Source organism: Frigidibacter albus (assembly GCF_009908165.1).
GTDB lineage: Bacteria > Pseudomonadota > Alphaproteobacteria > Rhodobacterales > Rhodobacteraceae > Frigidibacter > Frigidibacter albus.
The window spans coordinates 166,341-191,549 of the sequence record NZ_JAAAUC010000007.1; the positions used below are offsets into that span (position 1 = coordinate 166,341).

At 69.1% G+C, this 25,209-nt stretch carries 24 protein-coding genes; 9 read left to right on the plus strand and 15 right to left on the minus strand.

Annotated elements, in window-relative coordinates; genetic code table 11:
• Positions 1-48 precede the first annotated feature (48 nt).
• Positions 49-687, plus strand: coding sequence for a VOC family protein (locus GVY41_RS12465; protein WP_161346789.1), 639 nt, complete (start codon positions 49-51; stop codon positions 685-687).
• A gap of 4 nt (positions 688-691) precedes the next feature.
• Here GVY41_RS12465 and GVY41_RS12470 read toward each other — a convergent pair whose 3' ends face one another.
• Entirely contained in the window at positions 692-1,486 is a 795-nt protein-coding gene (locus GVY41_RS12470) for a DUF2189 domain-containing protein (protein ID WP_161346787.1), read from the minus strand.
• A gap of 287 nt (positions 1,487-1,773) precedes the next feature.
• Between GVY41_RS12470 and GVY41_RS12475 the strand changes: the two genes are divergently transcribed.
• Entirely contained in the window at positions 1,774-2,979 is a 1,206-nt protein-coding gene (locus tag GVY41_RS12475) for a multidrug effflux MFS transporter (RefSeq protein WP_161346786.1), read from the plus strand.
• Positions 2,980-3,072: 93 nt separating this feature from the next.
• Complete coding sequence (locus GVY41_RS12480) at positions 3,073-4,467, plus strand: helix-turn-helix domain-containing protein (RefSeq protein WP_161346784.1); 1,395 nt, start codon at positions 3,073-3,075, stop codon at positions 4,465-4,467.
• Between the two features lie 63 nt (positions 4,468-4,530).
• Here GVY41_RS12480 and GVY41_RS12485 read toward each other — a convergent pair whose 3' ends face one another.
• Positions 4,531-4,770: an HP1242/YdcH family protein gene (locus tag GVY41_RS12485; RefSeq protein WP_161346782.1), complete on the minus strand. Its 240-nt coding sequence runs from the start codon at positions 4,768-4,770 to the stop codon at positions 4,531-4,533.
• An 83-nt stretch (positions 4,771-4,853) separates the two neighbouring features.
• The gene (locus tag GVY41_RS12490; protein WP_161346780.1) at positions 4,854-5,513 is read right to left on the minus strand and encodes a thermonuclease family protein; all 660 of its coding nucleotides are present in this window, start codon (positions 5,511-5,513) and stop codon (positions 4,854-4,856) included.
• 156 nt (positions 5,514-5,669) lie between these two features.
• Here GVY41_RS12490 and GVY41_RS12495 point away from each other — a divergent pair, with 156 nt between their 5' ends.
• Together GVY41_RS12495 and GVY41_RS12500 are read left to right on the plus strand one after the other, a co-directional pair.
• Positions 5,670-6,791, plus strand: coding sequence for an aminodeoxychorismate synthase component I (locus tag GVY41_RS12495; RefSeq protein ID WP_161346778.1), 1,122 nt, complete (start codon positions 5,670-5,672; stop codon positions 6,789-6,791).
• Entirely contained in the window at positions 6,761-7,396 is a 636-nt protein-coding gene (locus GVY41_RS12500; RefSeq protein ID WP_373283301.1) for an aminotransferase class IV family protein, read from the plus strand. The genes GVY41_RS12495 and GVY41_RS12500 overlap by 31 nt, the downstream gene beginning before the upstream one ends.
• Here the strand turns inward: GVY41_RS12500 and betA are convergent.
• The 4 genes from betA to betI all read right to left on the minus strand — a co-directional run bounded on the left by betA (position 7,393) and on the right by betI (position 12,726).
• Entirely contained in the window at positions 7,393-9,051 is a 1,659-nt protein-coding gene (betA, locus tag GVY41_RS12505) for a choline dehydrogenase (RefSeq protein ID WP_161346774.1), read from the minus strand. The two genes, GVY41_RS12500 and betA, sit on opposite strands and share 4 nt — an antisense overlap.
• 82 nt (positions 9,052-9,133) lie before the next feature.
• Positions 9,134-10,588, minus strand: coding sequence for a betaine-aldehyde dehydrogenase (gene betB, locus GVY41_RS12510; protein ID WP_161347089.1), 1,455 nt, complete (start codon positions 10,586-10,588; stop codon positions 9,134-9,136).
• 45 nt (positions 10,589-10,633) lie between these two features.
• Positions 10,634-12,142, minus strand: coding sequence for a choline-sulfatase (betC, locus tag GVY41_RS12515; protein WP_161346772.1), 1,509 nt, complete (start codon positions 12,140-12,142; stop codon positions 10,634-10,636).
• Positions 12,139-12,726: a choline-binding transcriptional repressor BetI gene (gene betI / locus GVY41_RS12520; RefSeq protein WP_161346770.1), complete on the minus strand. Its 588-nt coding sequence runs from the start codon at positions 12,724-12,726 to the stop codon at positions 12,139-12,141. Before betI ends, betC begins: the two co-directional genes overlap by 4 nt.
• Before the next feature lie 112 nt (positions 12,727-12,838).
• Between betI and choX the strand changes: the two genes are divergently transcribed.
• From choX to choV, 3 genes are all read left to right on the plus strand, one after another.
• Positions 12,839-13,765 (plus strand): choline ABC transporter substrate-binding protein, encoded by a 927-nt coding sequence (gene choX, locus GVY41_RS12525; RefSeq protein WP_161346768.1) that lies wholly within the window; start codon positions 12,839-12,841, stop codon positions 13,763-13,765.
• Positions 13,766-13,886: 121 nt separating this feature from the next.
• On the plus strand, positions 13,887-14,720 hold the full coding sequence (gene choW / locus GVY41_RS12530; protein ID WP_161346766.1) for a choline ABC transporter permease subunit: 834 nt from the start codon (positions 13,887-13,889) through the stop codon (positions 14,718-14,720).
• Positions 14,717-15,721 carry a choline ABC transporter ATP-binding protein gene (choV, locus tag GVY41_RS12535; RefSeq protein ID WP_161346764.1) on the plus strand — a complete coding sequence of 335 codons (1,005 nt, stop codon included), beginning with the start codon at positions 14,717-14,719 and terminating at the stop codon, positions 15,719-15,721. The genes choW and choV overlap by 4 nt, the downstream gene beginning before the upstream one ends.
• 181 nt (positions 15,722-15,902) lie before the next feature.
• On the opposite strand, the gene GVY41_RS12540 is transcribed toward choV, so the two are convergent.
• Complete coding sequence (locus tag GVY41_RS12540) at positions 15,903-16,808, minus strand: DMT family transporter (protein WP_229726052.1); 906 nt, start codon at positions 16,806-16,808, stop codon at positions 15,903-15,905.
• A 45-nt stretch (positions 16,809-16,853) separates the two neighbouring features.
• Entirely contained in the window at positions 16,854-17,456 is a 603-nt protein-coding gene (locus tag GVY41_RS12545; RefSeq protein WP_161346762.1) for a LysE/ArgO family amino acid transporter, read from the minus strand.
• A gap of 87 nt (positions 17,457-17,543) precedes the next feature.
• Here GVY41_RS12545 and GVY41_RS12550 point away from each other — a divergent pair, with 87 nt between their 5' ends.
• Positions 17,544-18,416, plus strand: a complete 873-nt coding sequence (locus tag GVY41_RS12550) for a LysR family transcriptional regulator ArgP (RefSeq protein WP_161346760.1) — start codon at positions 17,544-17,546, stop codon at positions 18,414-18,416.
• Between the two features lie 120 nt (positions 18,417-18,536).
• Here GVY41_RS12550 and GVY41_RS12555 read toward each other — a convergent pair whose 3' ends face one another.
• The 6 genes from GVY41_RS12555 to GVY41_RS12580 form a co-directional block, all read right to left on the minus strand.
• Positions 18,537-19,151, minus strand: a complete 615-nt coding sequence (locus GVY41_RS12555; RefSeq protein WP_161346758.1) for a class I SAM-dependent methyltransferase — start codon at positions 19,149-19,151, stop codon at positions 18,537-18,539.
• Complete coding sequence (gene murD, locus GVY41_RS12560) at positions 19,141-20,547, minus strand: UDP-N-acetylmuramoyl-L-alanine--D-glutamate ligase (RefSeq protein WP_161346756.1); 1,407 nt, start codon at positions 20,545-20,547, stop codon at positions 19,141-19,143. Before murD ends, GVY41_RS12555 begins: the two co-directional genes overlap by 11 nt.
• Positions 20,548-20,622: 75 nt before the next feature.
• Positions 20,623-21,186 (minus strand): SDR family oxidoreductase, encoded by a 564-nt coding sequence (locus GVY41_RS12565; RefSeq protein WP_161346754.1) that lies wholly within the window; start codon positions 21,184-21,186, stop codon positions 20,623-20,625.
• A complete protein-coding gene (gene mraY, locus GVY41_RS12570; RefSeq protein ID WP_161346752.1) occupies positions 21,186-22,268 on the minus strand; it encodes a phospho-N-acetylmuramoyl-pentapeptide-transferase in 1,083 nt (360 codons plus the stop codon). The genes GVY41_RS12565 and mraY overlap by 1 nt, the downstream gene beginning before the upstream one ends.
• On the minus strand, positions 22,269-23,714 hold the full coding sequence (locus GVY41_RS12575) for a UDP-N-acetylmuramoyl-tripeptide--D-alanyl-D-alanine ligase (RefSeq protein ID WP_161346751.1): 1,446 nt from the start codon (positions 23,712-23,714) through the stop codon (positions 22,269-22,271).
• A complete protein-coding gene (locus GVY41_RS12580; protein WP_161346749.1) occupies positions 23,711-25,195 on the minus strand; it encodes a UDP-N-acetylmuramoyl-L-alanyl-D-glutamate--2,6-diaminopimelate ligase in 1,485 nt (494 codons plus the stop codon). The genes GVY41_RS12575 and GVY41_RS12580 overlap by 4 nt, the downstream gene beginning before the upstream one ends.
• Positions 25,196-25,209: the final 14 nt, after the last annotated feature.

Sequence of the window (25,209 nt, forward strand, 5' to 3'; positions counted from 1 at the left end):
CCAATGGGCGCCGCCCTTTTCTGTTAAGTGCTTTCGGAGGCTCCCACCATGTTGAAGCTCGACCACCTCACCGTGATCGCCCCCACTTTGGCCGAAGGTGTAGCGCATGTCCGGGACTGCCTCGGCCTCGACCTGCCCTTCGGCAGCCGGCATCCCTACATGGGCACCCACAATCACCGTCTGCAACTTGGCGGGTCGGTCTATCTGGAGATCGTCGCCCTCGACCCCGAGGGCACGGCACCGGGCCGGGCGCGCTGGTTCGGGCTGGATGACCAGAGGCAGGTGCGGGCCGACTGGGAGGAAGGCCGCCGCCTGCGCGGCTGGGTCGCCAATACCGAGGCGCTTGGGGCCGTCGCCGCCGCGCAGGGAGCAATCTTCGGCGAGGTCGTCGCGTTGCCGCCCGAGGACCCAAGCTTCGCCTTCACCATCCCCAAGGGCGGCTCGCTGCCGCTGGACGGCGCCGCCCCCTCGATCATCGACCACCGGGGCGACGCCAGCTATATCGCCACCATCCCCGATCTGGGCGCGCGGCTGGCCTCGTTCACGCTGGAACACCCGGACCCGAACGCCGTCGAGGCGCTGCTGCGCGGATTGGCCATCGATCGCCCGCCGGTGATCGTCCAGGGCCCAAGGCTGCGATACCGGGCACTGATCGAAACGTCGGCGGGGATGCGGGATCTGACCTGACCCCTCACTCCCCCAGCAGTCGCCGATACATGTGCCAGGTCGCGTGCCCCAGCACCGGCAGCACCACGAACAGCCCCAGGAACATCGGCACCATCGCCGCGAACAGCAGCGCGGCGATCACCGCACCCCAGACCGCCATCACCGCCAGGTTCGCCGTCACCGCCTGCACGCTGCGGATCATCGCCGAGACGAAATCCACCTCACGCTCCAGCAGCATCGGCAGCCCGCCGGCCGTCACCGAAAACAGCACCGCCGCGAAACCCGCGCCGACGGCGCTGCCGACGGCCAGCATGATCAGGCCATTGCCCGTCCACAGCACCTCGAAGGAGGAGGACACATTGGTCATCGCCGATAGGCCCATGAACAGCGCAAAGATCGTGTGCGCCACGAACACCCAGAACATGAACATCAGAAGGATCAGCATCGCCATCGATGGCACCTGCCGCTGGCGCTGCGCGAAGACCACCCCCAGCACGCCAGGCCAGTCCAGCGCCTGCCCCGCCTCCAGCCGCCGGCTGACCTCATAGAGCCCGGTCGCGGCGAAGGGCGCCAGCAGCGGGAAGCCGACGAAGACCGGGATCAGCCACCACTCCGCCCCCGCCGCGGTGTAGACCTGCCACATCACCACGCCGCCAAGCACATAGACCGCCGAAAAGAACAGCCCGTACAGCGGCGCGCGGATGAAATCCCGCCAGCCCGCCGCCAGCACCGCGCCGATATCGGCCAGCGCTACCCGCTGCACCTCGGGCAGCGGCGAGGCCCCCACCGCCCCTGCCGTTCTCACGTCACCCTCGATCATCGTACGAACCTCCCCCTCGGTTTGGCCAAGGCTACGCACGCCGCCTGATTCCCCGCAAGCGCGGCGCCCCCTCCTTTGCCTTTTCCAAGTATCCTCGGGGGGCCGCGGGGGGCAGAAGGCCCCCCGCTTCTTGTTTCATGCGGGGCAGAAGGCCCCCGCTTCTTCGTTTCGGGCGGGGCAGAGGCCCCCGCTTCTTCGCGTCACGGCGGGGCAGACGGCCCGGCGGATTCCCCTGTCCCGGGCGCACGCCGTGGACAAGCCCCGCGCAACCGCATAGCGATACGGCCATGACCCGCGCGCGCTTCCTTGACCGGACCACTCCGCCCCATATCGCCACCCTCGTCCTGCTCTCGGGCCTTGGCGCGCTGAACATGAACATGTTCCTGCCCTCGCTGCCCGGAATGGCCCGCGATTTCGGGGTGGAGTACAGCGTGATGCAGCTGTCGGTGTCGGCCTATCTGGCGGTGTCGGCGGTGGTGCAACTGCTGATCGGCCCGATGTCGGACCGTTACGGCCGCCGCCCGGTGATCCTTTGCGCGCTGACGATCTTCGTGCTGGCGACGCTTGGCACGCTGCTGGCACCGACCGCCGGGGTCTTCCTCGGCTTCCGCATGATGCAGGCCTCGGTCGTCACCGGCCTCGTGCTCAGCCGCGCGGTGGTGCGCGACATGGTGCCGGGGCCGCAGGCCGCCTCGATGATCGGCTATGTCACTATGGGCATGTCGCTGGCACCGATGCTGGGCCCGATTGCGGGCGGCGCGCTGGACGAGGTGTTCGGCTGGCAGGCAACCTTCATCACCCTTGGTGCCTGCGGCCTGCTGGTGCTGGCGCTGGTCTGGGCCGATCTGGGCGAGACCGGGCGGCGCGGCAGCGGCAGCTTTGCCGATCAGGCGCGCCACTATCCCGAACTGCTGACCTCGCGCCGCTTCTGGGGCTATGCGCTGGCGGCCACCACTTCCTCGGGCGCCTTCTTCGCCTATATCGGCGGCGCGCCCTTTGTCGGGGCCGAGGTGTTCGGTCTCAGCCCGGCCGCCGTGGGGTATTACTTCGCCGCGCCCGCCATCGGCTATGCGCTTGGGAATTTCCTCTCCGGCCGTTACTCGGTGCGGCTGGGGATAGAGCGGATGGTGTTGGCCGGCGCCGTGGTCTCGACCCTGCCGCTGGGGGCGGCGCTGGCACTGGATCTGGCCGGACTCAGCCATCCGCTGACCTTCTTCCCCTTTGTCGGTCTCATGGCGCTTGGCAACGGGCTCCTGCTGCCCAATGCCAATGCCGGGATGATGTCGGTGCGGCCAGAGCTTGCCGGCACTGCCTCTGGCCTTGGCGGCACCATGACCATCGGCGGCGGTGCGGCGCTGGCGGCGCTGGCCGGCGCGCTGCTGAGCGTGCAAAGTGGCGCGACCCCGCTGCTGATGCTGATGCTGGTCTCTTCGGCCGCGTCGGTGCCCTCGATTCTCTGGGTCATGAAGCGCAAGAAGTCGCTCGGGATCTGACGCCCCCGCGCTGTCTTGCCGCTGGCCGGCAGGCTTGCCGGAGGGGGTTTGCAAAGGCTATGACTCGTTTCGCAAACTCCTGGGGGACACGGGATGGCGACGCAGAAACTCTACGCGGGGCTCAAGCTCCGCGAGACGCGCGGACGGATGGGCCTGACGCAGAAGATCTTTGCGGAACGCCTGGGCGTGTCGCTGCCCTACCTCAACCAGATGGAGAACAATCACCGCCCGGTTTCGGCCGGCGTGGTGCTGGCGCTGGCGGGCGAATTCGGGCTCGACGTGACCGAGCTGTCGACGGGGGATGCCGAGCGGCTGGTCAGCGACATGCGCGAGGCGCTGGCCGATCCGGTCTTCGCCGATGCAACGCCGCCGCTGGCCGATCTGCGGCTGGCGGCGTCGAATGCCCCGGCCTTGGCTCGGGCGTTTCTGGAGCTGCACCGGGCTTACCGACAGACCCATGAACGCCTCGCCTCGCTGGACGACGCTCTTGGGCGCGACGACGCGGCGACGCTGACCAGCCCATGGGAGGAGGTGCGCGACTTCTTTCACTATTGCGACAATTACCTTGATGCCGTGGACCGCGCCGCCGAACGGTTTTCCTGCCCGGATGGCAAGCGCTTGGACCCGATGGTTCACGCGGCGGAGCTGCTGCGCGCCCGGGGCATAGAATTGCAGTTTTGCGATGTCGATGCGCTTCGCTCGCAGGCCGGCCACCGGCTGTTGATCTCCACCCGCGCCGCCACCGCGACGCAGCGGTTCCAGGTGTTGCATCAGGTCGCGCTGACCACGCAGAATGATCTGTTGGAGGCGACGCTGGACCTTGGCCGCTTCCAGTCCGAAACCTCGCGCGCCATCGCCAAGATCGGCCTCGCCAACTATTTCGCCGGCGCCGCGCTGCTGCCCTACCGCGCCTTTCTGGAGGCGGCGCAAGAGGCGCGGCATGATCTGGAGCGGCTGGCCGACCAGTTCGGCGCCTCGATCGAGCAGGTGGCGCATCGCCTGTCCACCCTGCAACGTCCCGGCGCCAAGGGCATCCCCTTCTACTTTGTCCGCGTCGATCAGGCCGGCACCATCACCAAGCGCCATTCTGCAACACGTTTGCAATTTGCACGCTTTGGCGGCGCCTGCCCGCTGTGGAACGTGCATCAGGCGTTTGAAACGCCGGGACGATTCCTGCGCCAGCTGGCCGAAACGCCCGACGGCGTGCGCTATCTCAGCCTCGCGCGCGATGTGTCCAAGCCCGGCGGGTCGTTCCACGCGCCGATCCGCCGCTATGCCATCGGGCTGGGATGCGAGGTCAGCCATGCCGCGCAGGTGGTCTATGCCGACGATCTGGACCCTTCGAACCCGCGCGCCTATCAGCCCATCGGCATTTCGTGCCGGATCTGCGAGCGGAAAGACTGCCACCAACGCTCCGTGCCACCCCTGGAGCGCCGATTGCGGGTGGATCCGGACCGGCGCGGGCTGCTGCCCTATGAGATCGTCTGACCGGGTAGCCTGAAACGCAAAGGGCCCCCGGTTTGCACCCGGGGGCCCCTTCACGGCAACGGATCAGGCCTTTGCCAGCATCCGCGCCAGATCATCCTTCAGCGCCGCGCGCTTCTTGCGCATCTCGACCTCGACCAGTTGTTCCACCGGTTCGATCTTGGTTTCGGCGCGGTGAACGTCGCGGTTGATCTCGTGATATTCCTCGAGGATCCGCGCGAAATGCGCGTCCGAAGCCTTCAGGGCGTGGATCTTCTCGGCTTCACCCGGAAAATCCTCATAAACGTCATGGGGGGTGTTCGACATCGGTATCTCCCTTTTCCTGTCTGTCCAGAACAGGTTAGCCGCCGGATCGGGGCGCCACATTGACACGCATCAAGTTTGACGCCCTATCCGCCCGCCCGGCGCCATCCCGCCGCCTGCGCCTCCGCCTCGGTGCAGAACCAGCGCTCGCCCGCGCCGGTGTCGATGCGGGTGTCGGCCCAGCTTCGGCTGCCGGGGACGTGGTAGATGCGGCCGCGGGACGAAATGTTGCCCTTGATGGCACAGTCCCCGGGCACCGCTTGGGCAGGAGCCCGGCCTGCCGCGCGGAAGGCATCCGGCCGCTCCACCTCGCCCTCCCACAGCCCGATTCCGGCCACTGCCGCGCGCTTTTCGGCGTCGACATAGTCCAGCGAATACTGGCGGTACGCGAAGGCCGCGCCCTGCGCCACCATCTGCGCCGCCACGTCGCCGCCTGCTCCGGTGCAGGTGGCGACCAGCCGACCATAGCGGTCCTGCTCTCGGCCCTTGCAGCGCAGCCCGCCACGGGCGAGCTCCGCCAGCACATCGCGCGCCCAGGCCCCGCAGGCCCAGGCCCGGCCCTCGCGGGTGCAGCTTTGCGACATCTCCGGCGCGTCGATGCCGTAGAGGCGGACCGTGACACCTTCCACCTCCACCGTATCGCCATCGATGATCCGCGCCGAGCCCGCCACGGTTTGCGCCCCAGCGGGCCCCGCAAGCAAAGCCGTCAGCAGGGCGAGACCAAAGAGTGAACGAAGTGTTAACATGCCCCCTTCTGTCAGCCGCGCCCCCGCAGGGCAAGCGCTGACGGGCGCCATGGTGAACGCAGCCTCGACCGCCGGCCAAGACCCGCTTGCGCAGCCTCCGCGCATCGGGGATGGTCGGCCCCGCCGCGCCCGGTCGCGCGGATCCGAAGGCACCTGATGATCCTGCTCCAGAATGGTCCCGGCGGTCGCCCCGCCCTGTTCGATGCGCCTAGCGCCCTGATCCGCGCCGGCAGCGCGGCCGAGGTCGCGCCCGCCTTGCAGCAGGCCGAGGCGGCGCTGGCGGCGGGGCATTGGGTCGCGGGAATGCTGGCCTATGAGGCGGGCTTTGCGCTGGAACCGGCGCTGGCGGGGCTGCAAAGCCCGGGCGGCCCGCTGGTCCACCTTGGGGTCTATGACGCGCCGCGCGATGCCACGGGCACCCTTGCGCGCGCCGAGGCCGAGGCATCCGATGCGCGCCTGACCGCCCCCCTCCCCACGCTCTCCCGCGCCGACCATGCCGAGGCCATCGCCCGCGCGCTGGAGCTGATCCGGGCTGGCGATTGTTATCAGGTCAACCTGACCTTCCCGCTGGCTGCCGAGGCGCAAGGCACCCCCCTCGGCCTCTATGCCGCGCTGTCGCGGGTGCAGCCGGTGGGGCATGGCGCGGTGGTGGCGCTGCCCGAGGCGCCGGCGCTGGTCTCGCTCTCGCCGGAGTCGTTCTTCGCCACCGATGCTGCCGGCGGCATCACTGTGCGGCCGATGAAGGGCACAAGGCCGCGCCATCCCGATCCTGCGCAGGATGCCGCGCTGGCTGCCGAGTTGCGCAGCGCGGTGAAGGACCGGGCCGAGAACCTGATGATCGTCGATCTGATGCGCAATGACCTGTCGCGGATCTGCCGGGTCGGCTCGGTGCGGGTGCCGCAGCTGTTTGAGGTCGAAAGCTTCGCCACCGTGCATCAGATGGTGTCCGAGGTGCGGGGCCAGCTTCTCCCCGGCACCGGGCTCGCCGGCATCCTGCGCGCGATCTTCCCCTGCGGGTCGATCACCGGCGCGCCGAAGATCCGGGCGATGCGGATCATCCATGATCTGGAGCCTGCCCCCCGCGGCGCCTATTGCGGGGCGATCGGCTGGGCGGGGCCGGATGGCGCCTCAGCCTTCAACGTGGCGATCCGCACGCTGGTGCTGCATCCGGGCGGCGCGGTCACACTGAATGTCGGCGGCGGCGTGGTGGCCGACAGCACTGCGGACGGCGAATGGGAGGAGGCGCTGTGGAAAGCCCGTTTCGCCCGTCTGACCTGACCCCGGACCTGCGCCTGATCGAGACCCTGGGATGGGACGGGCAGCGCCTTGTGCGGTTGGAGCGGCACCTGGACCGCCTCGCCCGCAGCGCCGCACGGCTGGGGTTTGCCCATGACCCCGAGGCCATTGCCGAAGCCCTCGTCCCCATCACCGGCCCCGCCCCCCTGCGGGTGCGGCTGACGCTGGCGCAGGACGGGCGCGCCGAAGTCACCCACGCCCCGCTCGCGCCGAACCCCGCCCTCTGGCATGTCGCGCTGGCGCAGACGCGGCTGGACGCCGCCGACCCGTGGCTCGGCATCAAGACCACCCGCCGCCAGCTCTATGACCGGGACCGCGCCGCGCTGCCTGCAGGCGTGGACGAATGGATCTACGCCAACCAACACGGCGAGCTGTGCGAGGGCACCATCACCACCCTCTTCTTCGACCTCGGCACCGGCCTCTGCACCCCGCCGCTGCGCTGCGGCCTGCTCCCCGGCTGCCTGCGCGCGGAGCTGCTGGAGACGGGCGCCGCGCGGGAAGCGGTCCTCAAACTCACCGACCTCCCCCGCGCCCGGCTGTGGATGGGCAATTCGCTGCGCGGGCTGATCCCGGCGCAGCTGCGTTAGCGCTGTGCCACCTGCCAGGCCGGGCTCTGCCACGGCACCGCATTGGAGGGCGCCAGCATCCCCTTGCCAAGGATATGGTCCGCCGCCTTCTCGCCGGTCATGATCGAGGGCGCGTTGAGGTTGCCATTGGTGATGCTGGGGAAGATCGAGCTGTCGGCAACCCGCAGCCCCTCCACCCCGATCACCCGGCATTCGGGGTCCACCACCGCCATCGGGTCATTCGCCGCGCCGATCCGCGCCGTGCCGCAGGGGTGATAGGCGCTTTCGGCGTGCTCGCGGATGAAGCGGTCGATCTGGTCATCACTCTCCACCGCCGCGCCCGGCTGGATCTCATGCTTCACATAAGGCGCAAAGGCCGCCTGCCCGAAGATCTCGCGGGTCAGGCGCACGCAGCGGCGGAACTCCTCCCAATCCTCGGGCTGGCTCATGTAGTTGAAGCGGATCACCGGCGCGGCGCGCGGATCGGCCGAGCGCAGGGTGACGGAGCCGCGCGAGCGCGAGCGCATCGGGCCGACATGCACCTGAAAGCCGTGGCCTTCCGCCGCGACCTTGCCGTCATAGCGCACCGCGATGGGCAGGAAGTGGTACTGGATGTCGGGATACTCCACCCCGGGGGCCGAGCGGATGAAGGCGCAGCTTTCGAACTGGTTCGACGCGCCAAGCCCGCGCCCGGTGAACAGCCACTGCGCGCCGATGCCCGCCTTGCCGAGCAGGTTCCAGTATTTGTAAAGCGTGACAGGCAGTTTCGAGGCGAACTGCATGTAGACCTCCAGATGGTCCTGCAGGTTCGCGCCCACCCCCGGCCGGTCGGCGACCAGCTCGATGCCATGCTCCGCCAGATGCGCCGCCGGGCCGATGCCCGACAGCATCAGGAGTTTGGGCGTGTTGATGGAGGAGGCCGACAGGATCACCTCCGCCCGCGCGCCGATCACCTCTGTCTTGCCGCCGCGCTCCACCTCGACCCCCACCGCGCGGCCGTCCTTGATTACCACCCGCAGCGCCAAAGCGCGCACCAGAGTGCAGTTGCCGGTCTTCAGCGCCGGGCGCAGATAGGCGTTGGCGGCAGACCAGCGCCGGCCCTTCCAGATCGTCGCCTCCATCGGGCCGAAGCCTTCCTGCTTCTCGCCGTTGTAATCGCTGGTCAGCTCATACCCCGCCTGCTTGCCCGCCTCGATGAACGCGGAAAACAGCGGGTTCGACCGCGGGCCGCGGGTGATGTGCAGGGGGCCGCTGTCGCCGCGCCAGGTTGCATCGGCCCCGTTCTCGCCGCCGTGCCAGGTCTCCATCCGCTTGAAATAGGGCAGCACATCGGCATAGCCCCAACCCTGCGCGCCCATCTCGGCCCAGGTGTCGAAGTCGCGGGCATTGCCGCGCACGAACACCATGCCGTTGATCGAGGACGACCCGCCCACCACCTTGCCGCGCGGGGTGGCAAGGCTGCGGCCGCCCAGATGCGGCTCGGGTTCCGACTTCAGGCCCCAGTCATAGATGCCCATGTTCATCGGATAGCTCAGCGCCGCCGGCATCTGGATGAAGGGCCCGGCATCGGTGCCGCCATGCTCGATCACCAGCACCTTGTGCCCGGCCCCGGCCAGCCGGTAGGCCACCGCCGATCCGGCCGAGCCAGAGCCCACGATCACATAATCCGCTTCCATCCTGGTCGTCCCTCGTTCCGGCGGGCGCAGCCCGACCGGCAAAAACATCGTTCCTGTCCGGCGGCGCCGGGAATTGCGGCCGTCAGTAGGGCGCGTCCACCGGGCCCATGCCGACATAAACCGACTTCACTTGCGTATAATGCTCGATGGCGGCGCGGGAATTCTCGCGCCCGACCCCCGATTGCTTGACCCCGCCGAAGGGCGCCTCAACGGGCGTCAGGTTATAGGCGTTGATCCAGCAGGTGCCGGCTTCCAGCCCCGCCGCCATCCGGTGGCCGCGGGCGATGTCGCGGGTGAAGACGCCGGCTGCGAGGCCGAATTCGGTGGCATTGGCGCGGGCGAGAACCTCGTCCTCGGTGCCGAAATCCAGCACCGCCATCACCGGCCCGAAGATCTCCTCGCGCGCAATCGACATCCCATCCGTCACATCCGCGAAGACCGTCGGCTGGATGTAATAGCCCGAGTTCAGCAGCACCCGCGCCCCGCCCGTCACCAGCCGGGCGCCCTCCTCCTGCCCGGCGGCGATGTGGCCCGCGACCTTCTCCAGCTGCGCCGCGCTGACCAGCGGGCCCATCTGCGTCGCCTCCTCGCGCGGGTCTCCCAGCACGATCGCCTCGGTCCGCACCTTCAGCCGGTCCAGGAACCGCTCCTTGATGCCACCCTGCACGAACACCCGGGTGCCGTTGGAACAGACCTGCCCGGCCGAGTAGAAATTGCCCAGCATCGCCGCGCCGACCGCGTCTTCCAGATCGGCATCGTCGAAGATGACCAGCGGCGACTTGCCGCCAAGCTCCATCGTCACATGCCGCATCCCCTCGGCGGCAGCCGCATAGACGCGGCGCCCCGTGGGAACAGACCCGGTGAGTGAGACCTTGGCGACGCGCGGATCGGTGATCAGCCCCGCGCCCACCGCGCCGCGGCCCTGCACCACGTTGAAGAGGCCGGCGGGCAGCCCCGCCTCGATGTAGATCTCGGCCAGTTTCAGCGTGCACAGCGGCGTGGTTTCCGAGGGCTTGAACACCATCGCATTGCCGAAGGCGAGCGCGGGGGCAGACTTCCAGCAGGCGATCTGGGTGGGGTAGTTCCACGCGCCGATGCCGACGCAGACGCCCAGCGGCTCGCGGATCGTGTAGACGAAGTCGCGCCCCAGAGGGATGGTCTCGCCGGTCACCGTGGGGGCCAGCCCCGCGAAATATTCCAGCGCATCGGCGCCAGAGCTGGCATCGGCCACCAGCGTTTCCTGGATCGGCTTGCCGGTATCGAGCGTTTCCAGCGCCGAAAGCTCGGCATTCCGCTCGCGGATCAGGGCGGCGGCGCGGTGCAGGATGCGGGCCCGCTCCACCGGCTTACGGGCGGCCCAGTCCTTCTGCGCGCGGGTGGCCGAGGCGAGCGCCGCCTCGACGATCTCGGGTGTCGCCTCATGCAGCCGGGCGATCACCTCGCCGGTGCCGGGGAAGATCACGTCGATCACCGCGCCGGCGCTGTCCTCGACATAGGCGCCGTCGATGAAGTGGCTGGCCGTTGGTTGGGCGATCAGGGTCATGGGTCTCTCCGGCAATTCGTGAATGTGTGGCCGCGGCGACTACTCGCCGCGGGGAAAGCGTTTGCTGTCTTCGAGGATGTTAAGGTCCATGTGATTGCGCATGTACTGCTCGGAGGCCTTCTTCAGCGGCTGATAGTCCCAGGGGTAATAGCCGCCCTGCCGCAGCGCCTCGTACACCACCCAGCGGCGGGCCTGGCTGGCGCGGACATCGGCGTCGAAACGCTCCAGATCCCAGCGGGTCGCGGCCGCGAACTTCAGCTCCGCCAAGGTGGCAGCATGAGCCGGGTCTTCGGCGAGGTTGCTGAGCTCATGCGGGTCCGCCTCGAGGTCGAACAGCTGGTCAGGGTCCAGCTTGCACAGGTTCAGCTTCCAGCGGCCCTTGCGCAGCGACACCAGCGGCGCGTTGCTGGCCTCGGCGGCGTATTCCATCGCCACCGCTTCGGCACGCGGCGTGCCGCCCGCCAGCGGCAGCAGGCTTTGCCCGTCGGTCCAGGGCATCACCTCCGCCATCGAGATCCCCGCCAGATCGCAGAGCGTCGGCGTCACATCGAGGGTGGAGACGGGATCCATCACCAGCCCCGGCGCGATCCCCGGCGCCGCAATCATCAACGGTACGCGCGAGGAGCCGTCGAAGAAGTTCATCTTGAACCACAGCCCGCGCTCGCCCAGCATGTCACCGTGGTCGGAGACAAAGACCACGATGGCCTCTTGCCGCGTATCCTCCAGCGCCTGCAGGATCTCGCCGATCTTGTCGTCGCAATAGGAGATATTGGCGAAATAGGCGCGGCGCGAGCGTTGCACCATATCGTCCGTCAGATCGTATTTGTGCCAGTCCGAGGCGTCGAAGATGCGTTTGGAATGGGCATCCTGTTCGGAATAGGGAATCAGCCCCACCTCGGGCATCAGATGCTCGCAGCCGTCGTAAAGGTCCCAGTATTTCTTGCGGGCGACATAGGGATCATGCGGATGGGTGAAGCTGACCGTCAGCATCCACGGACGCGCATCCAGCCCCCGCGACAGATCGTAGATCTTCGCCCTGGCCTGATGGGCGACGTCATCGTCATATTCCAGCTGGTTGGTGATCTCGGCGACTCCGGCCCCGGTGACCGACCCCATGTTGTGGTACCACCAGTCGATCCGCTCACCGGGTTTGCGGTAATCCGGCGTCCAGCCGAAATCGGCGGGGTAGATGTCGGTGGTCAGCCGCTCCTCGAACCCGTGCAACTGGTCGGGGCCGACGAAATGCATCTTGCCTGACAGCGTGGTCAGATAGCCCGCGCGGCGCAGGTGATGGGCAAAGGTCGGGATGTCGGACCGGAATTCGGCGGCATTGTCATAGACCCCGGTGCGCGACGGCAGTTGGCCCGACATGAACGAGGCGCGGGCGGGCGCACAGAGCGGCGAGGCGGTGTAGGCGTTGGCGAATCGCACCGACCGCGCCGCCAGTTTCTTCAGGTTCGGCGCGTGGAGCCAGTCGGCCGGGCCATCGGGAAAGAACGTCCCGGCCAGCTGATCGACCATCACCACCAGGATGTTCGGACGGGTCATGCGGGCATTCCTTGTGCAAGTTCGGCCTCGAGGCAGCCCATCACCAGCTGCGCCGCGGCCTGCCGGTCGGGGGCCCTCTGGCGCAGCGCCTGGCGCAGGTAGACGCCGTCGATCAGCGCCCCCAGCCCCTCTGCCACCGCCCCGGCCCGCGCGCCGACCAGCGGGCGCAGGTCATGGGTCAGGTTCGAATGCAGGCGGCGGCGATAGATCTCCAGCAGGCGCCGCGCCTCTGGCATGGTCTGGGCCAGAACGTAGAAATTCAGCCATGCCGCAATGACTTCGCGGCGGAAGTTCGTGCTGGAAAAGGACACCCGCACGATCGCCTCGATCCGCGCCCGCGGCTCATGCGCGGTGGCCAGCGCGCCCCGCACCTCCGCGCCATAGATCGCCAGCACATGCCGCATCGCCGCCAGGAAGATCGCCTCCTTGGACCCGAAGTAATGGTGGGCCAGCGCCGCCGACACGCCGGCGCGCTTGGCGATCTGGGCCACGGTCACCTCGAGGGTTCCCGCCAGCCCGATCTCCTGTATTGTCGCCTGGACGATCTCTGCCCGGCGAAGAGGCTCTGCTGCGATGCGTGCCATGATTATCCCGGAAATTTGTTGCAATCCGATCCTAGGGGTGGATTAATTGACTCGTCAATCAAGAAACCGGGGCACACCCGAACCGAAGTCCATGACGCACAGGGAGCGCCAGATGAAGAAGACCGTTACCACCGCCCTCGCCGTTTCGGCCCTCGCCCTTGCTGCCGCCGGCCCGGCCGCGGCGGCGGGCTGCGATACCGTCACCTTCTCGGATGTCGGCTGGACCGACATCACCGTCACCACCTCGGCCGCCAAACAGGTGCTGACCGCGCTTGGCTATGGCGTGGACGTCAAGGTGCTGTCGGTGCCGGTGACTTTCGCCTCGCTGGAAGCCGGTGACATCGACGTGTTCCTCGGCAACTGGATGCCGGCGCAGGAAGGCGCGATCAAACCCTATCTCGACTCGGGTGCCATCGAAGTCGTCGGCACCAACCTTGAAGGCACCCAGTACACGCTGGCCGTGCCGACCTATCTGGCCGAGAAGGGCCTGAAGACCTATGCCGACGTCGCCACGTTCAAGGACGAGCTGGACGGCAAGATCTACGGGATTGAGCCCGGCAACGAGGGCAACACCTACCTGATCAGCCTCACCGAAGCCGGCGGCCCGTTCGAGGGCTTCGACATCGTCGAAAGCTCGGAGCAGGGGATGCTGGCGCAGGTCGCGCGGTTCTATCCCGATCAGGAGGGCGTCGTGTTCCTTGGCTGGGCCCCGCACCCGATGAATGCCAATTTCGACCTGACCTACCTGACCGGCGGCGAGGATTTCTTCGGCGGCGCGGGCATCGTGCAGACCGTGGCGCGCAAGGGCTATGTCGAGGAATGCCCGGCCATCGGCGCGCTGCTGAAGAACATGACCTTCTCGCTGGAAATGGAAAACCAGATCATGGGCGAGATCCTGGACGAGGGCGCAGAGCCGGACGCAGCCGTCGCCGAATGGATCAAGGCCAACCCGGCGGTTCTGGACGGCTGGCTCGCCGGCATCACCACCAAGGACGGCGCCGAGGGCCTTCCCGCCGTCAAGGCCGCGATGGGCCTGTAAGGGCAACGGGCGAGGGCGGCGCGCGCCGAATTTCCGGCCGCGCCGCCTGTCGTGCATATCTGCCTGATTCCGGGCCCACGGCCCCGGTTCCCCACCCGCCCGCAACGGAGACGCGCGCCCGATGGACTGGCTGACCCAGAAGATTCCCGTAGGCGCCTGGGCTAAAAGCGTCTTTGACTGGCTGAATGCCCATGGCGGCCCGCTGTTCGACGCGGTCGCCGCCGTGCTGGAAGCGGTGATCGACGGAATGCTGTTCGTGCTGCAGGGCACGCCGCCGCTGATCCTGATCGCGCTCTTCGTGGCGCTGACCTGGGTGCTGCAGCGCAACTGGAAGACCTGCCTGCTGGTGGGGCTCGGGTTCCTGTTCATCCTCAACCAGGATTACTGGGACGAGACGATGCAGAGCCTGACGCTGATCCTGTTTTCCTGCTTCGTGTGCATGAGTGTGGGGGTGCCCATCGGCATCGCCGCCGCCCACCGCCCGCGGCTCTATCAAAGCATGTCGCCGGTGCTGGACCTGATGCAGACCCTTCCGACCTTCGTCTACCTGATCCCGGCCATCGTATTCTTCGGCCTTGGCATGGTGCCGGGGCTGATCGCCACCGTGGTCTTCGTGCTGCCCGCGCCGATCCGGCTGACGCAGCTGGGGATCTCCTCGACCCCGCCCGCCCTGCTGGAAGCGGCCACCGCCTTCGGCGCCACGCCCACGCAGCGGCTGTGGAAGGTGGAACTGCCCTGGGCCCTGCCGCAGATCATGGCGGGCCTGACGCAGGCGATCATGCTGTCGCTGTCGATGGTGGTGATCGCGGCGATGGTAGGGGCCAACGGGCTTGGCGTGCCGGTGGTGCGGGCGCTGAACTCGGTCAACACCTCGCTGGGGTTTGAATCGGGGTTCATCATCGTGGTGGTGGCGATCATCCTCGACCGGATGCTGAAGATGGAGCGCAAGAGATGAGCGTTGCCGTAGAATTCGACAATGTTTCCATCGTGTTCGGGGACAAACCTGATGTAGCCCTGCCGCTGATGGATGAGGGCAAGACCCGCAGCGAAGTGCAGCGCGCCAGCGGTCAGGTGCTGGGGGTGCATAACTGCTCGCTGACCGTGGACGAGGGCGAGATCCTGGTGCTGATGGGCCTCTCCGGCTCTGGCAAGTCCACCCTGCTGCGCGCGGTGAACGGGCTGAACCCGGTCTGCCGCGGCCGCGTCATCATCCATGATGGCGACTGGAACTGCGATGTGGTCACGGCGCCCCCCGCCGATCTGCTGCGGGTGCGGCGCGAATGCGTGGCGATGGTGTTCCAGCAATTCGGCCTGCTGCCGTGGCGCAGCGTGCGCGACAATGTCGGGCTGGGGCTGGAGCTGGGGGGAATGAAGCCCGCCGAGCGGCGCGAGAAGGTGGATGAGCAACTGGCGCTGGTCGGCCTGTCGGACTGGGCCGACCGCCGGGTGGGCGAGCTGTCGGGCGGGATGCAGCAGCGCGTCGGCCTCGCCCGCGCCTTTGCCACCGACGCCCCGATCCTGCTGATGGACGAGCCGTTTTCCGCGCTCGACCCGCTGATCCGCGCCCGGTTGCAGGACGAGCTGCTGGAGCTGCAGGCCAAGCTGAAACGCACCATCATCTTCGTCAGCCATGATCTGGATGAGGCGTTCAAGCTCGGCAACCGCATCGCGCTGATGGAGGGCGGGCGCATCGTGCAGATCGGCACCGCCCGCGACATCATCGCCAACCCGGCCGATGATTACGTGGCCGATTTCGTGGCCCATATGAACCCGCTCGGCGTGCTCACCGCCGAGGATGTGCTGGAACCCGGCGAGGCCCCCGGCGCGCCGGTCGTGGCGCTGGACCTGCCGGTGCGGGACGTGATGGCCCATCTGCGCAGCCATGACGCGGTGGCGGTGGAAGGCGGCGGTCGCGTGACGCGGGAAGGCGTGATCGGGCGGCTGATCGCGGTGTAGGAGGCACGGTCAGAGGGCAGCGCCCGTCCGCCGGGTGGGCGTACCACGCTCGTTCTAGGCACTTGATGGTGCGGCCTACCTCCACCGGCGTTCTAGGCGGAACGGTGGCAGCGCCCGCCCGAGGGGGCGGACGGGCGCTGCCCGGCGGCGCTGAAGCGCCTTGTTCCGGGCAAAAGGCAGCTCAGCCCTTCGCCGCGTTCGCCGCCGGCGTCACCGCGGCGCGTTTCAACACCGCCTCGCGCCAGGTCATGTAGCTGATCGCGGCGATGATCAGGCCGCCGCCCAGCATCACGAACGGGTCCACCGGCTCGCCGAACACCGCCATGCCAAGGATCGCGGCCCAGAGCAGCTGCAGGAAGGTCACCGGCTGGGTCACGGTCAGCGGCGCCGCCTCGAAGGCGCGGGTCATGCAGTAATGGCCAGCGGTGGCGAAGGCCGCAGTCGTGGCCAGGATCGCCAGTTGCGCGCCGGTCGGCGGCACCCAGTGCAGCGCGGCGATGGGGGCAAGGCCGATGGTCACGGTCAGGGACATCATCGCCACCACGGCGGTGGCCGAGGCCAACCCGCTGAGCCGCTTGGCAAAGAGGTAGGAGACGGCGAAGCAGGCGGCGGCACCGAGTTGCGACAGATGCGCGGGCTCGATCTCTCGCAGCCCCGGGCGCAGGATCACCAGCGCGCCAAGGATCGCCACGCAGATCGCCAGGATCCGCCGCAGCGCCAGCTTCTCGCCGAAGACCAGCGCGGCGCCGATCGTCACGCCGATCGGATTGAGGTAACCGATGGCCGTGACTTCGGCGACGGGAAGCCGCGCCATGGCGTAAAACCACAAGATCACCGCGACGGTGTGCAGCGCACCGCGCGCCGCGAACAGGCGCCAGACCAGCGGCGAGAACCCGGCCTTCAGGGCTGGCAGCAGCACCGGGAGCAGGAAGAGCAGCCCGAAGGCAAAGCGCAGGAAGGCACTCTCGGCCGCGGGCAATGCGGTGCCAAGGTAGCGGACGGTGGCGTTGACGCCGACGAAGGCGAAGCCCGAGGCAAGCATCCACAGGACGCCGGCCAGCGGGCGGGAGGAAGGGGGCGCGGTCATTCCGGCAGCTGACAGGCTGCACCGGGCGGGTGCAAGCCCAAAGCCTCAGCCAAGGGCCAGCCCGGCGGCGATGGACCACATCACGCAGCCGATCACGGCGTCGAGTACCCGCCAGGCCACTGGCCGTGCAAACAGCGGCGCCAGCAGCCGCGCGCCATAGCCGAGCGAGAAGAAGAACAGCACAGATCCGGTCATGGCGCCCGCCGCGAATGTCGCCTCCCGCCCCGGGAACTGCGCCGAGATACCGCCGAGCAGGACCACGGTGTCGAGCCAGACATGTGGGTTGGCGAAGGTGATCAGCGCCAGCGCGCCAAGGGTCGCGCCGAGGGTGGCGCGCGTGGCCCGCCCCGCCTCCAGCGCCGCCCCGCCGCGCCAGGCCGACAGGAAGGCCCGCGCGCCGTACCACATGAGGAACGCGATCCCGCCCCAGCGCAGCGCGGGGGCGAGCCAGGGCATCCGGTCCGAGGCCAGCGCGAAGCCCCCAACCCCGAGCGCGATCAGCCCCGCATCGGCCAGCGCGCAGAAGGCGCAGGTCGCCAGCACATGCTCGCGCCGCAGCCCCTGCCGCAGCACGAAGGCATTCTGCGCGCCGATGGCGACGATCAGGCCGAGGCCGAGGCGCAGGCCGGCGAAATAGGCGACGAACATGGGGATCTCCTGTTGGGACAGGGATCGACTACCGGGCGCAGCGGGATTAGAACAGGTAATCCTTCTAACGTCAGATTAGGATTTCTTATGTTCGACCCCGCCCATCTCGCCACCCTCGCCGCCGTGCTGCGCCTTGGCAGTTTCGAGGCCGCGGCCGCGGCGCTGAACGTGACGCCCCCCGCCGTCTCGCAGCGCATCCGGGTGCTGGAGGAGCGGGCGGGCACGGTGCTGGTGGAGCGCAGCCAGCCCGCCCGCGCCACCCCGGCCGGGGCACGGATGGCGCGGCATCATGAGGAACTGCGGCTGCTGGAGCAGGGCCTCGCGCGCGATCTGGGCCGCGCGGCGGGGCCGGCGGCCAGCGTGCGGATTGCGGTCAATGCCGACAGCCTGGCGACCTGGTTCCTGCCGGCGCTGGCCGCGGTGGAGGGGATGCTGTTCGACCTGGTGATCGACGATCAGGACCATTCCGCCGACTGGCTGCGCCGGGGCGAAGTGATGGCGGCGGTGACGGGCCATCCCGGCCCGGTGCAGGGCTGCGAGGCGAAGCCGCTGGGATCCTTGCGCTACATCGCCACCGCGAGCCCGGGCTTCGTGGCGCGCTGGTTTGCGGGCGGCGTGACGGCGGCGGCGCTGGCGCAGGCCCCGGCGCTGATCTTCAACGCCAAGGACCGGCTGCAGGCGGATTGGGCAGCGGCGGCCACGGGCGCGCGCCCTGCCCTGCCCGGCCACCGGATCGGGTCGAGCGAGGGGTTCGTGACCGCGGCGTTGCTGGGGATCGGCTGGGGGCTGAACCCCGAGCCGCTGGTGGCGGAGCATCTGAGGGCCGGGCGGCTGGTGGCGCTGCGGCCGGACCTGCCGCTGGACGTTGGCTTGCATTGGCAGTGGATCCGGCTGGCGGGGGAGCCGCTGGTGCCGCTGACGGCGGCGGTGCGGGCGGCGGCGCGGCGGGGGCTGGCGTAGCGCCCTATATTCAAGGGCGGGGGCCCTCTGCCCCGCTCCATCTGTCAAAGGCGGGGGGCCGTCTGCCCCCCGTGCCCCCCGAGGATACTTGGAAAAGGCAAAGGGTAAGAGGGCCTGCGGTCAGGCGCGGCGTTCGGCCAGCCAGAGGGAGCGGCCCTGGGTGGCGGGGTCTTCGGCGATGAAGAGGCGGGGGAGCAGGCCTGCCCCCTCCAGTGCGGCGGCGTAGCCTGCGGGGGAGAGGCTGGCGTGGTAGACCGGCTCGCCGCCGACGGTGCCAATGGGCTCGCCGGCATCCGGGCCGCAGGTGAACAGCAGGCGGCCGCCGGGAGCGAGATGCGCGGCGAGGCGCGCGATCAGGGCGCGCTGGTCCTCGGGGGTGAGGTGGAAGAAGCTGTCCCAGGCGAGGATGGCGGCGAAGGGGGTGTCGAGGGCGAGGCCCCGCATGTCGCCTTCGATGAACCGCGCTTGCGGGACGCGGGCCCGTGCCAGGGACAGCATCGGGGCGGAGGCGTCGAGGCCGGTGACGGTGAAGCCCTGCGCGGCGAGGTAGGCGGTGAGGGGCTCACCAGCGCCGCAGCCGAGGTCGAGGACGGGCGCGCCGGGGGGCAGGCCCTCGGTCAGGCGGGCGAGCCAGGGGCATTCATAGAGACTGCGGTCGCGACTGGCGTCGAAGGCGGCGGCCTGCCGGTGGTAGGTGCCGGCGATGCCGCCCGGGGTGCCGGGATCAGCCGGCATCCGGCAGCGCCGCCACCAGCGCCGCGAAATGATCGCCGCGTTTCTCGAAATTGGGGTATTGGTCGAAGCTGGCGGCGGCGGGGGCGAGGAGGACGGTCTCGCCCGGTTCAGCCTCGGCGGCGGCGCGGGTCACGGCCTGTTCCATGGTCTCGCAGATCTCATGCGGGGTGGCGCCGATCTCCAGCGCGAAGTCGCGGGCGGAGTGGCCGATGAGGTAGGCCTTGGTGACCGAGCCGAGGAAGGGCACGAGGCCCGCGATGCCGCCGTCTTTCCCCAGCCCGCCCGCGATCCAGCGGATGCGCGGGAAGGCCTGCAGCGCCTTGGCAGCACTGTCGACATTGGTGGCCTTGCTGTCATTGACGAAGCGCACCCCCGCCTTGGTGGCGATGGTCTGGCTGCGATGCGGCAGCCCGGCAAAGCTGGTCAGCGCCTGTTCGATCAGCCGCGGCGGCAGGCCGAGGCTGCGGCAGGCGGCATAGGCGGCGCAGGCGTTCTGGTGATTGTGCGCGCCCGGGAGCCCCTGGATGGCGCGCAGGTCTATCGAGGCGACCTGCTTGCCCTTGCGCCATTCGGCGAGGAAGCCCTTGCGGGCGAAGACGGTCCAGCCCTCCCCCTCCAGCTTCTGCCCGGCGCTGACGCGGATCACCCGGTCATCGGCCGGGCCCTCGGCCATCTGGTTGGCGAGATAGACGCCCTCGGGCTCATCCACCCCGATCACCGCGCGGTCGGGCCCGCCCTCGGCAAAAAGCCGGCGCTTGGCGGCGAAGTAGCCACCATAGCCGCCATGCCGGTCGAGATGGTCGGGCGAGAGGTTGGTGAAGACCGCGACATCGGGCGTCAGCGCGCGGGCAAGGTCGGTCTGGTAGCTGGACAGCTCCAGCACCACGACCTCGCCATCCGTCGCAGGCTCCATGTCCAGCACGCCGCGGCCGATATTCCCGGCCATCTGGGTCGGGCGGCCGATGACCTGCAAGATGTGGTGGATGAGGGCGGTGGTGGTGGACTTGCCGTTCGACCCGGTGACGGCGACGACCTTGGGGACGAGGTCGAAATCCTCCCACTCCTCCACCGCCCAACTGCGGAAGAACAGGCCGATGTCATTGTCCACCGGCACGCCGAGCGCCATCGCGCGGGCGATATGGCGGTTCGGCGCGGGATAAAGGTGCGGGATGCCGGGCGAGGTGACCAGCAGCACCACACCTTCCCAGGCCGCATCGCGGCCAAGGTCGGTGCAGGGGAAGCCCTCGGCTTCGGCCTTGGCGCGGGCCTCGGGGCTGTCATCCCACAGCACCGGCTCGGCGCCGCCCGCCTGCAGCGCCCGCGCAGCGGCGAGGCCCGAGCGGCCGAGGCCGAGAACGGCGACCTTGCGCCCGTCATATCCTTGAACCGGAATCATCTTGCGCCCCTGTCTTAGGTTTGGGGGACCATGCCCCCATGCCGGGCGGCTGCGCAAGGCGGTGGCCCGGCAGCGTTACACGGCAGCGGGAAGCACCGTGCCGTTCGGGCCATCACCCGGCAGCAGCGCAAGGCGCAGGGCCCCGGCAATATCGCCCGCGAAGGCGGCGTTGATCTTGGTTCCCGCCGGCAGGTCGCGCGGCAGGGTGCGCACCAGCGCGGTCAGCGCGGCGGCAGCGACGGGGCTGGCGCCGGGGGCATCGGGGGGTGGCAGCAGCGCCACGATGCGGCCCCAGTCCTGCGCCTGCCAGCGCGGCACGCAGAGGCGGATCAGGTCCAGCGGCGCGGCGAGCGCGGTTTCCATCAGCCGCGCCAGATCGCTGCCCCTCTCCAGCAGCGAGGCATCGGCGCCGGCTTCCGCAACGATCACCACGATATCGAAGCCGCCCGCAGCGAGCACCGGCGGGAACCAGCTGTCCGGGTCGGACAGGTCCATCGGCAGGCATTTCAGCCCCGGCACCGCGCCGACGACGGCCAGGCCGAGCGTGACCGCTGCGCCCTCGGCGGCCAGCGCGCGCGCCATCGCCTCGGCCGCGCGAGGCGCGCCCACCACAAGCGCCGTCAGAGAAGTGGGGCGCATCAGCGCAGTTTCAGCGTGGCGAGGCCGATCAGCGCCAGGATCAGCGAGATGATCCAGAAGCGGATCACGATCTGAGGCTCTGCCCAGCCTTTCTTTTCGAAATGGTGGTGGATCGGGGCCATCAGGAACACCCGCCGCCCGGTGCGCTTGAAGTAGAGCACCTGGATGATGACGCTCAGCGCCTCGACCACGAAGAGGCCGCCGACGATGGCCAGAACGATCTCGTGCTTGGTCACCACGGCAATGGCGCCAAGCGCGCCGCCAAGGGCGAGGCTGCCGGTATCGCCCATGAACACGGCAGCCGGGGGCGCGTTGTACCACAGGAAGCCAAGCCCCCCGCCGATCAGCGCGGCGACGAAGATCAGCAATTCGCCAGTACCGGGCACGTAGTTGACGCCGAGATACTCGGCAAAGTCGACGCGGCCCACGGTATAGGCGATCACCCCCAGCGTGCCGGCGGCGATCATCACCGGCATGATCGCGAGGCCATCGAGCCCGTCGGTCAGGTTCACGGCATTGGCGGCCCCGACGATCACCACCATCGAGAACGGCACGAAGAAGATGCCAAGGTTCAGCATCGTTTCATTCAGGAACGGCAGCGCCAGCTTGCCGGTCAGGTCGTCCGGGTGGAACCAGGCCGCCGCCGCGCCGGCCAGCGCCGCGATGACAAGGCCGATCAGGAAGCGGGTGCGCGAGGACAGGCCCGCGGTGGTCTGCTTGGTGACCTTGGCATAGTCATCGGCAAAGCCGATCAGGCCGAAGGCATAGGTGACCAGCAGCACGATCCAGACATAGGGGTTGTCGAGCCGCGCCCAGAGCAGGGTCGAGACCAGCAGCGCCGAAAGGATCAGCAGGCCGCCCATCGTGGGGGTGCCGGCTTTCACAAAGTGCGTCTGCGGCCCATCCTCGCGGATCGGCTGGCCCTTCTTCTGCTTGCGGCGCAGGAAGTTGATCAGCGGCTGGCCAAAGATGAAGCCGAAGATCAGCGCGGTGAAAAAGGCAGCACCAGCCCGGAAGGTGATGTAGCGAAACAGGTTGAAGATATCGCCGCCGTCCGAGAACTGCGCCAGCCAATACAGCATTTATTCGGTTCCTCGATTGTCGTGCGCGACCGCTTGGCCGAGTTTGCGCAGCGCGTCAACCACGAGGCTGACTTTGATGCCCTTGGATCCCTTGACCAGCACGACATCGCCGGCATCGGCCAGATGATGCGCGCGGGCAGCCAGCGCCGGGGCGGTCTCGTGCCACTCGCCGCGCTGCGCGCGGGGCAGAAGGTCGTAGAGCGTCTTCATCCGCGGGCCGACGCAATGCACCAGCTTGATGCCGGCCATCGCCGGGTGTTGGGCGATGTCCGAGTGCATCCGCAGCTCGTCGGGCCCCAGTTCCAGCATGTCGCCCAGAACCGCGATGCGGCGGCCTTCGGACTTGCGGCCGATGCCGTCGGTGGGGCGCGCGGCGCCAAGCATGTCGAGCGCGGCGGCCATCGAGGCGGGGTTGGCGTTGAAGGCGTCGTCGATCAGCTCGAAGGACAGGTGGTCATCGACGATGTCGAGCACGATGCGTTCCCGCGTGCCGCGGCCAAGCGGCGGCGCCCAGAGGCCAAGGTCCAGCGCGGCGATGGCGATGTCGGCGCCCACCGCCTCGGCCACCGCCAGCGCGGCAAGGCCGTTCTGCGCGAAATGGCGACCCGGGGTGCGGACCTTGAACAGCAGCGGCAGCCCGGCATGGTCTGCCTGCACGATGGTGGCATCGGGGGTCATTTGCGCCTGGGTCAGCCGGAAATCGGCGCCCGGCACCGGGCCGAAGGTCAGGATCGCCCCGGCGCGGGCGGCGGCCTTGGCAAGGATGTCGCTGACCGGCAGCCCAAGCGGGATCACCGCAGTGCCCCCCGGCTCCAGCCCGTCGAAGATCGCGGCTTTTTCCCGGGCGATGGCCTCGATGCTGTCGAACGCCTCCAGATGCGCGGCGGCAACGGTGGTGATCATCGCCACATGCGGGCGGGCAAGGTGGGCGAGCGGGGCGATTTCGCCGGGATGGTTCATCCCGATCTCGATCACCGCGAAATCGGCGTCCACCGGCATCCGCGCCAGCGTCAGCGGCACGCCCCAGTGGTTGTTGTAGCTGGCCTCGGCGGCATGGACGCGGCCCTGCGCCGTCAAGATTGCGCGCAGCATCTCCTTGGTCGAGGTCTTGCCGACCGATCCGGTGACGGCGATGACCTTGGCCTGCCCCCGCGCCCGCCCCGCCGCGCCAAGAGCCGCGAGTCCCTCCAGCACGTCCGGCACGATCAGCAGCGGGTCGCTCTCGTTGCAACCGTCCGGGATACGGCTGACCAGCGCCGCGGCGGCGCCCTTGTCCAGCGCGGCGCGGACGAAGTCATGGCCGTCGCGGACGTCAGTCAGCGCGACGAACAGGTCGCCCGGTTGCAGGCTGCGGGTGTCGATGGAGACTCCGGTGGCAGCGAAGGCTTGGGTGGCGCGGCCGTCGGTCGCGGCGGCGGCGTCGGCCGAGGTCCAGAGGGCGGTCAAATCCGGCCCTCCAGCGCGGCGACGGCGACGCTGGCCTGTTCGGCATCGTCGAACGGGTAGACGGTGTCGCCGACGATCTGGCCTGTCTCATGCCCCTTGCCGGCGATCAGCAGCGCATCCCCCGACCCGAGCGCGTCCACCCCCCGCAAGATCGCCTCGGCCCGGTCGGCCACTTCGGTCGCGTTCGGGCAACCGGCCATCACCTCGGCCCGGATCGTGGCCGGCTCCTCGCTGCGCGGGTTGTCATCGGTGACATAGACCAGATCGGCATGGCGCGCCGCCGCCTCGCCCATCAGCGGACGCTTGAGCTTGTCCCGGTCGCCGCCCGCGCCAAAGACGCAGACGATGCGGCCCATGACATGCGGGCGCAGCGATTGCAGCGCGGAAGCCAGCGCGCCGGGCTTGTGCGAGTAATCCACGAACACCGTCGCGCCGTTCTGCCGCGTGGCGACATGCTGCATCCGGCCGGGCACGGTGGAAAGGCCCGCCAGCGCGCGGAACACCTCCTCATGCGGGCTGCCCGAGCCGATGCACAGGCCCGCCGCCAGCAGCACGTTTTCCGCCTGGAAGCCGCCGATCAGGTTCAGCCGCAGCTGCCGGTCCTCGCCCAACCAGCCGACGCGCACATCCTGGCCGGTGGCATCGAAGCGCTGCGCGATAATGCGCAGGTCGGCGGCAGGGGTCGGGCCGGTCAGCATCAGCCGGTGGCCGCGCCCCTCGATATGGTCGGCGATCATCTGCAGGCCGCTCTGGTCGGCGGTGTTGACCACGGCACTGGCGCCCGCGGGCAGGATGCGGCTGAATAGCCCGCCCTTGGCCGCGAAATATTCCGCGAAATCCGCGTGATAGTCGAGATGGTCCTGGCTGAAGTTGGTGAAGCCCGCCGCCTTCAGCCGCACCCCGTCGAGCCGGCGCTGGTCGAGCCCGTGCGAGGAGGCCTCCATCGCCGCATGGGTAATCCCGGCCGCCGCCGCCTCGGCCAGCAGCCGGTGCAGGGTGATCGGCTCGGGCGTGGTGTGCTGCAGGGGGGCGTGGAAATCGCCCAGAACCCCCATCGTGCCGATGTTGATCGCCTGCACCCCCATCGCCTGCCAGATCTGCCTTGTGAAGGTGGCGACGCTGGTCTTGCCGCTGGTGCCGGTGATCGCCACCACCGTCGCCGGCTGCGCGCCGAACCACAGCGCCGCGGCGCCGGCCAGCGCGGCGCGCGGGTCCTCGGCCACGATCAGCGCGGCGGGGCTGGCGTCCAGCACGTCGCGGGCCATCGCCGCCCCGGCGCGGTCGGTCAGCACCGCGCCGGCGCCCATGCGCAGCGCGTATTGGATGAACTCGGCGCCATGCACCCGGCTGCCCGGCAGGGCGGCGAACAGATGCCCCGGCTTCGTCTGCCGGCTGTCCACCGACAGGCCGGTGACGGCGGCATCGGCGCCGCCCTGCGCTGTCAGGCCCAGTTCGGCCAGGGTCTTGGTGGTATGCGCCATCGGAGCCTCATCAG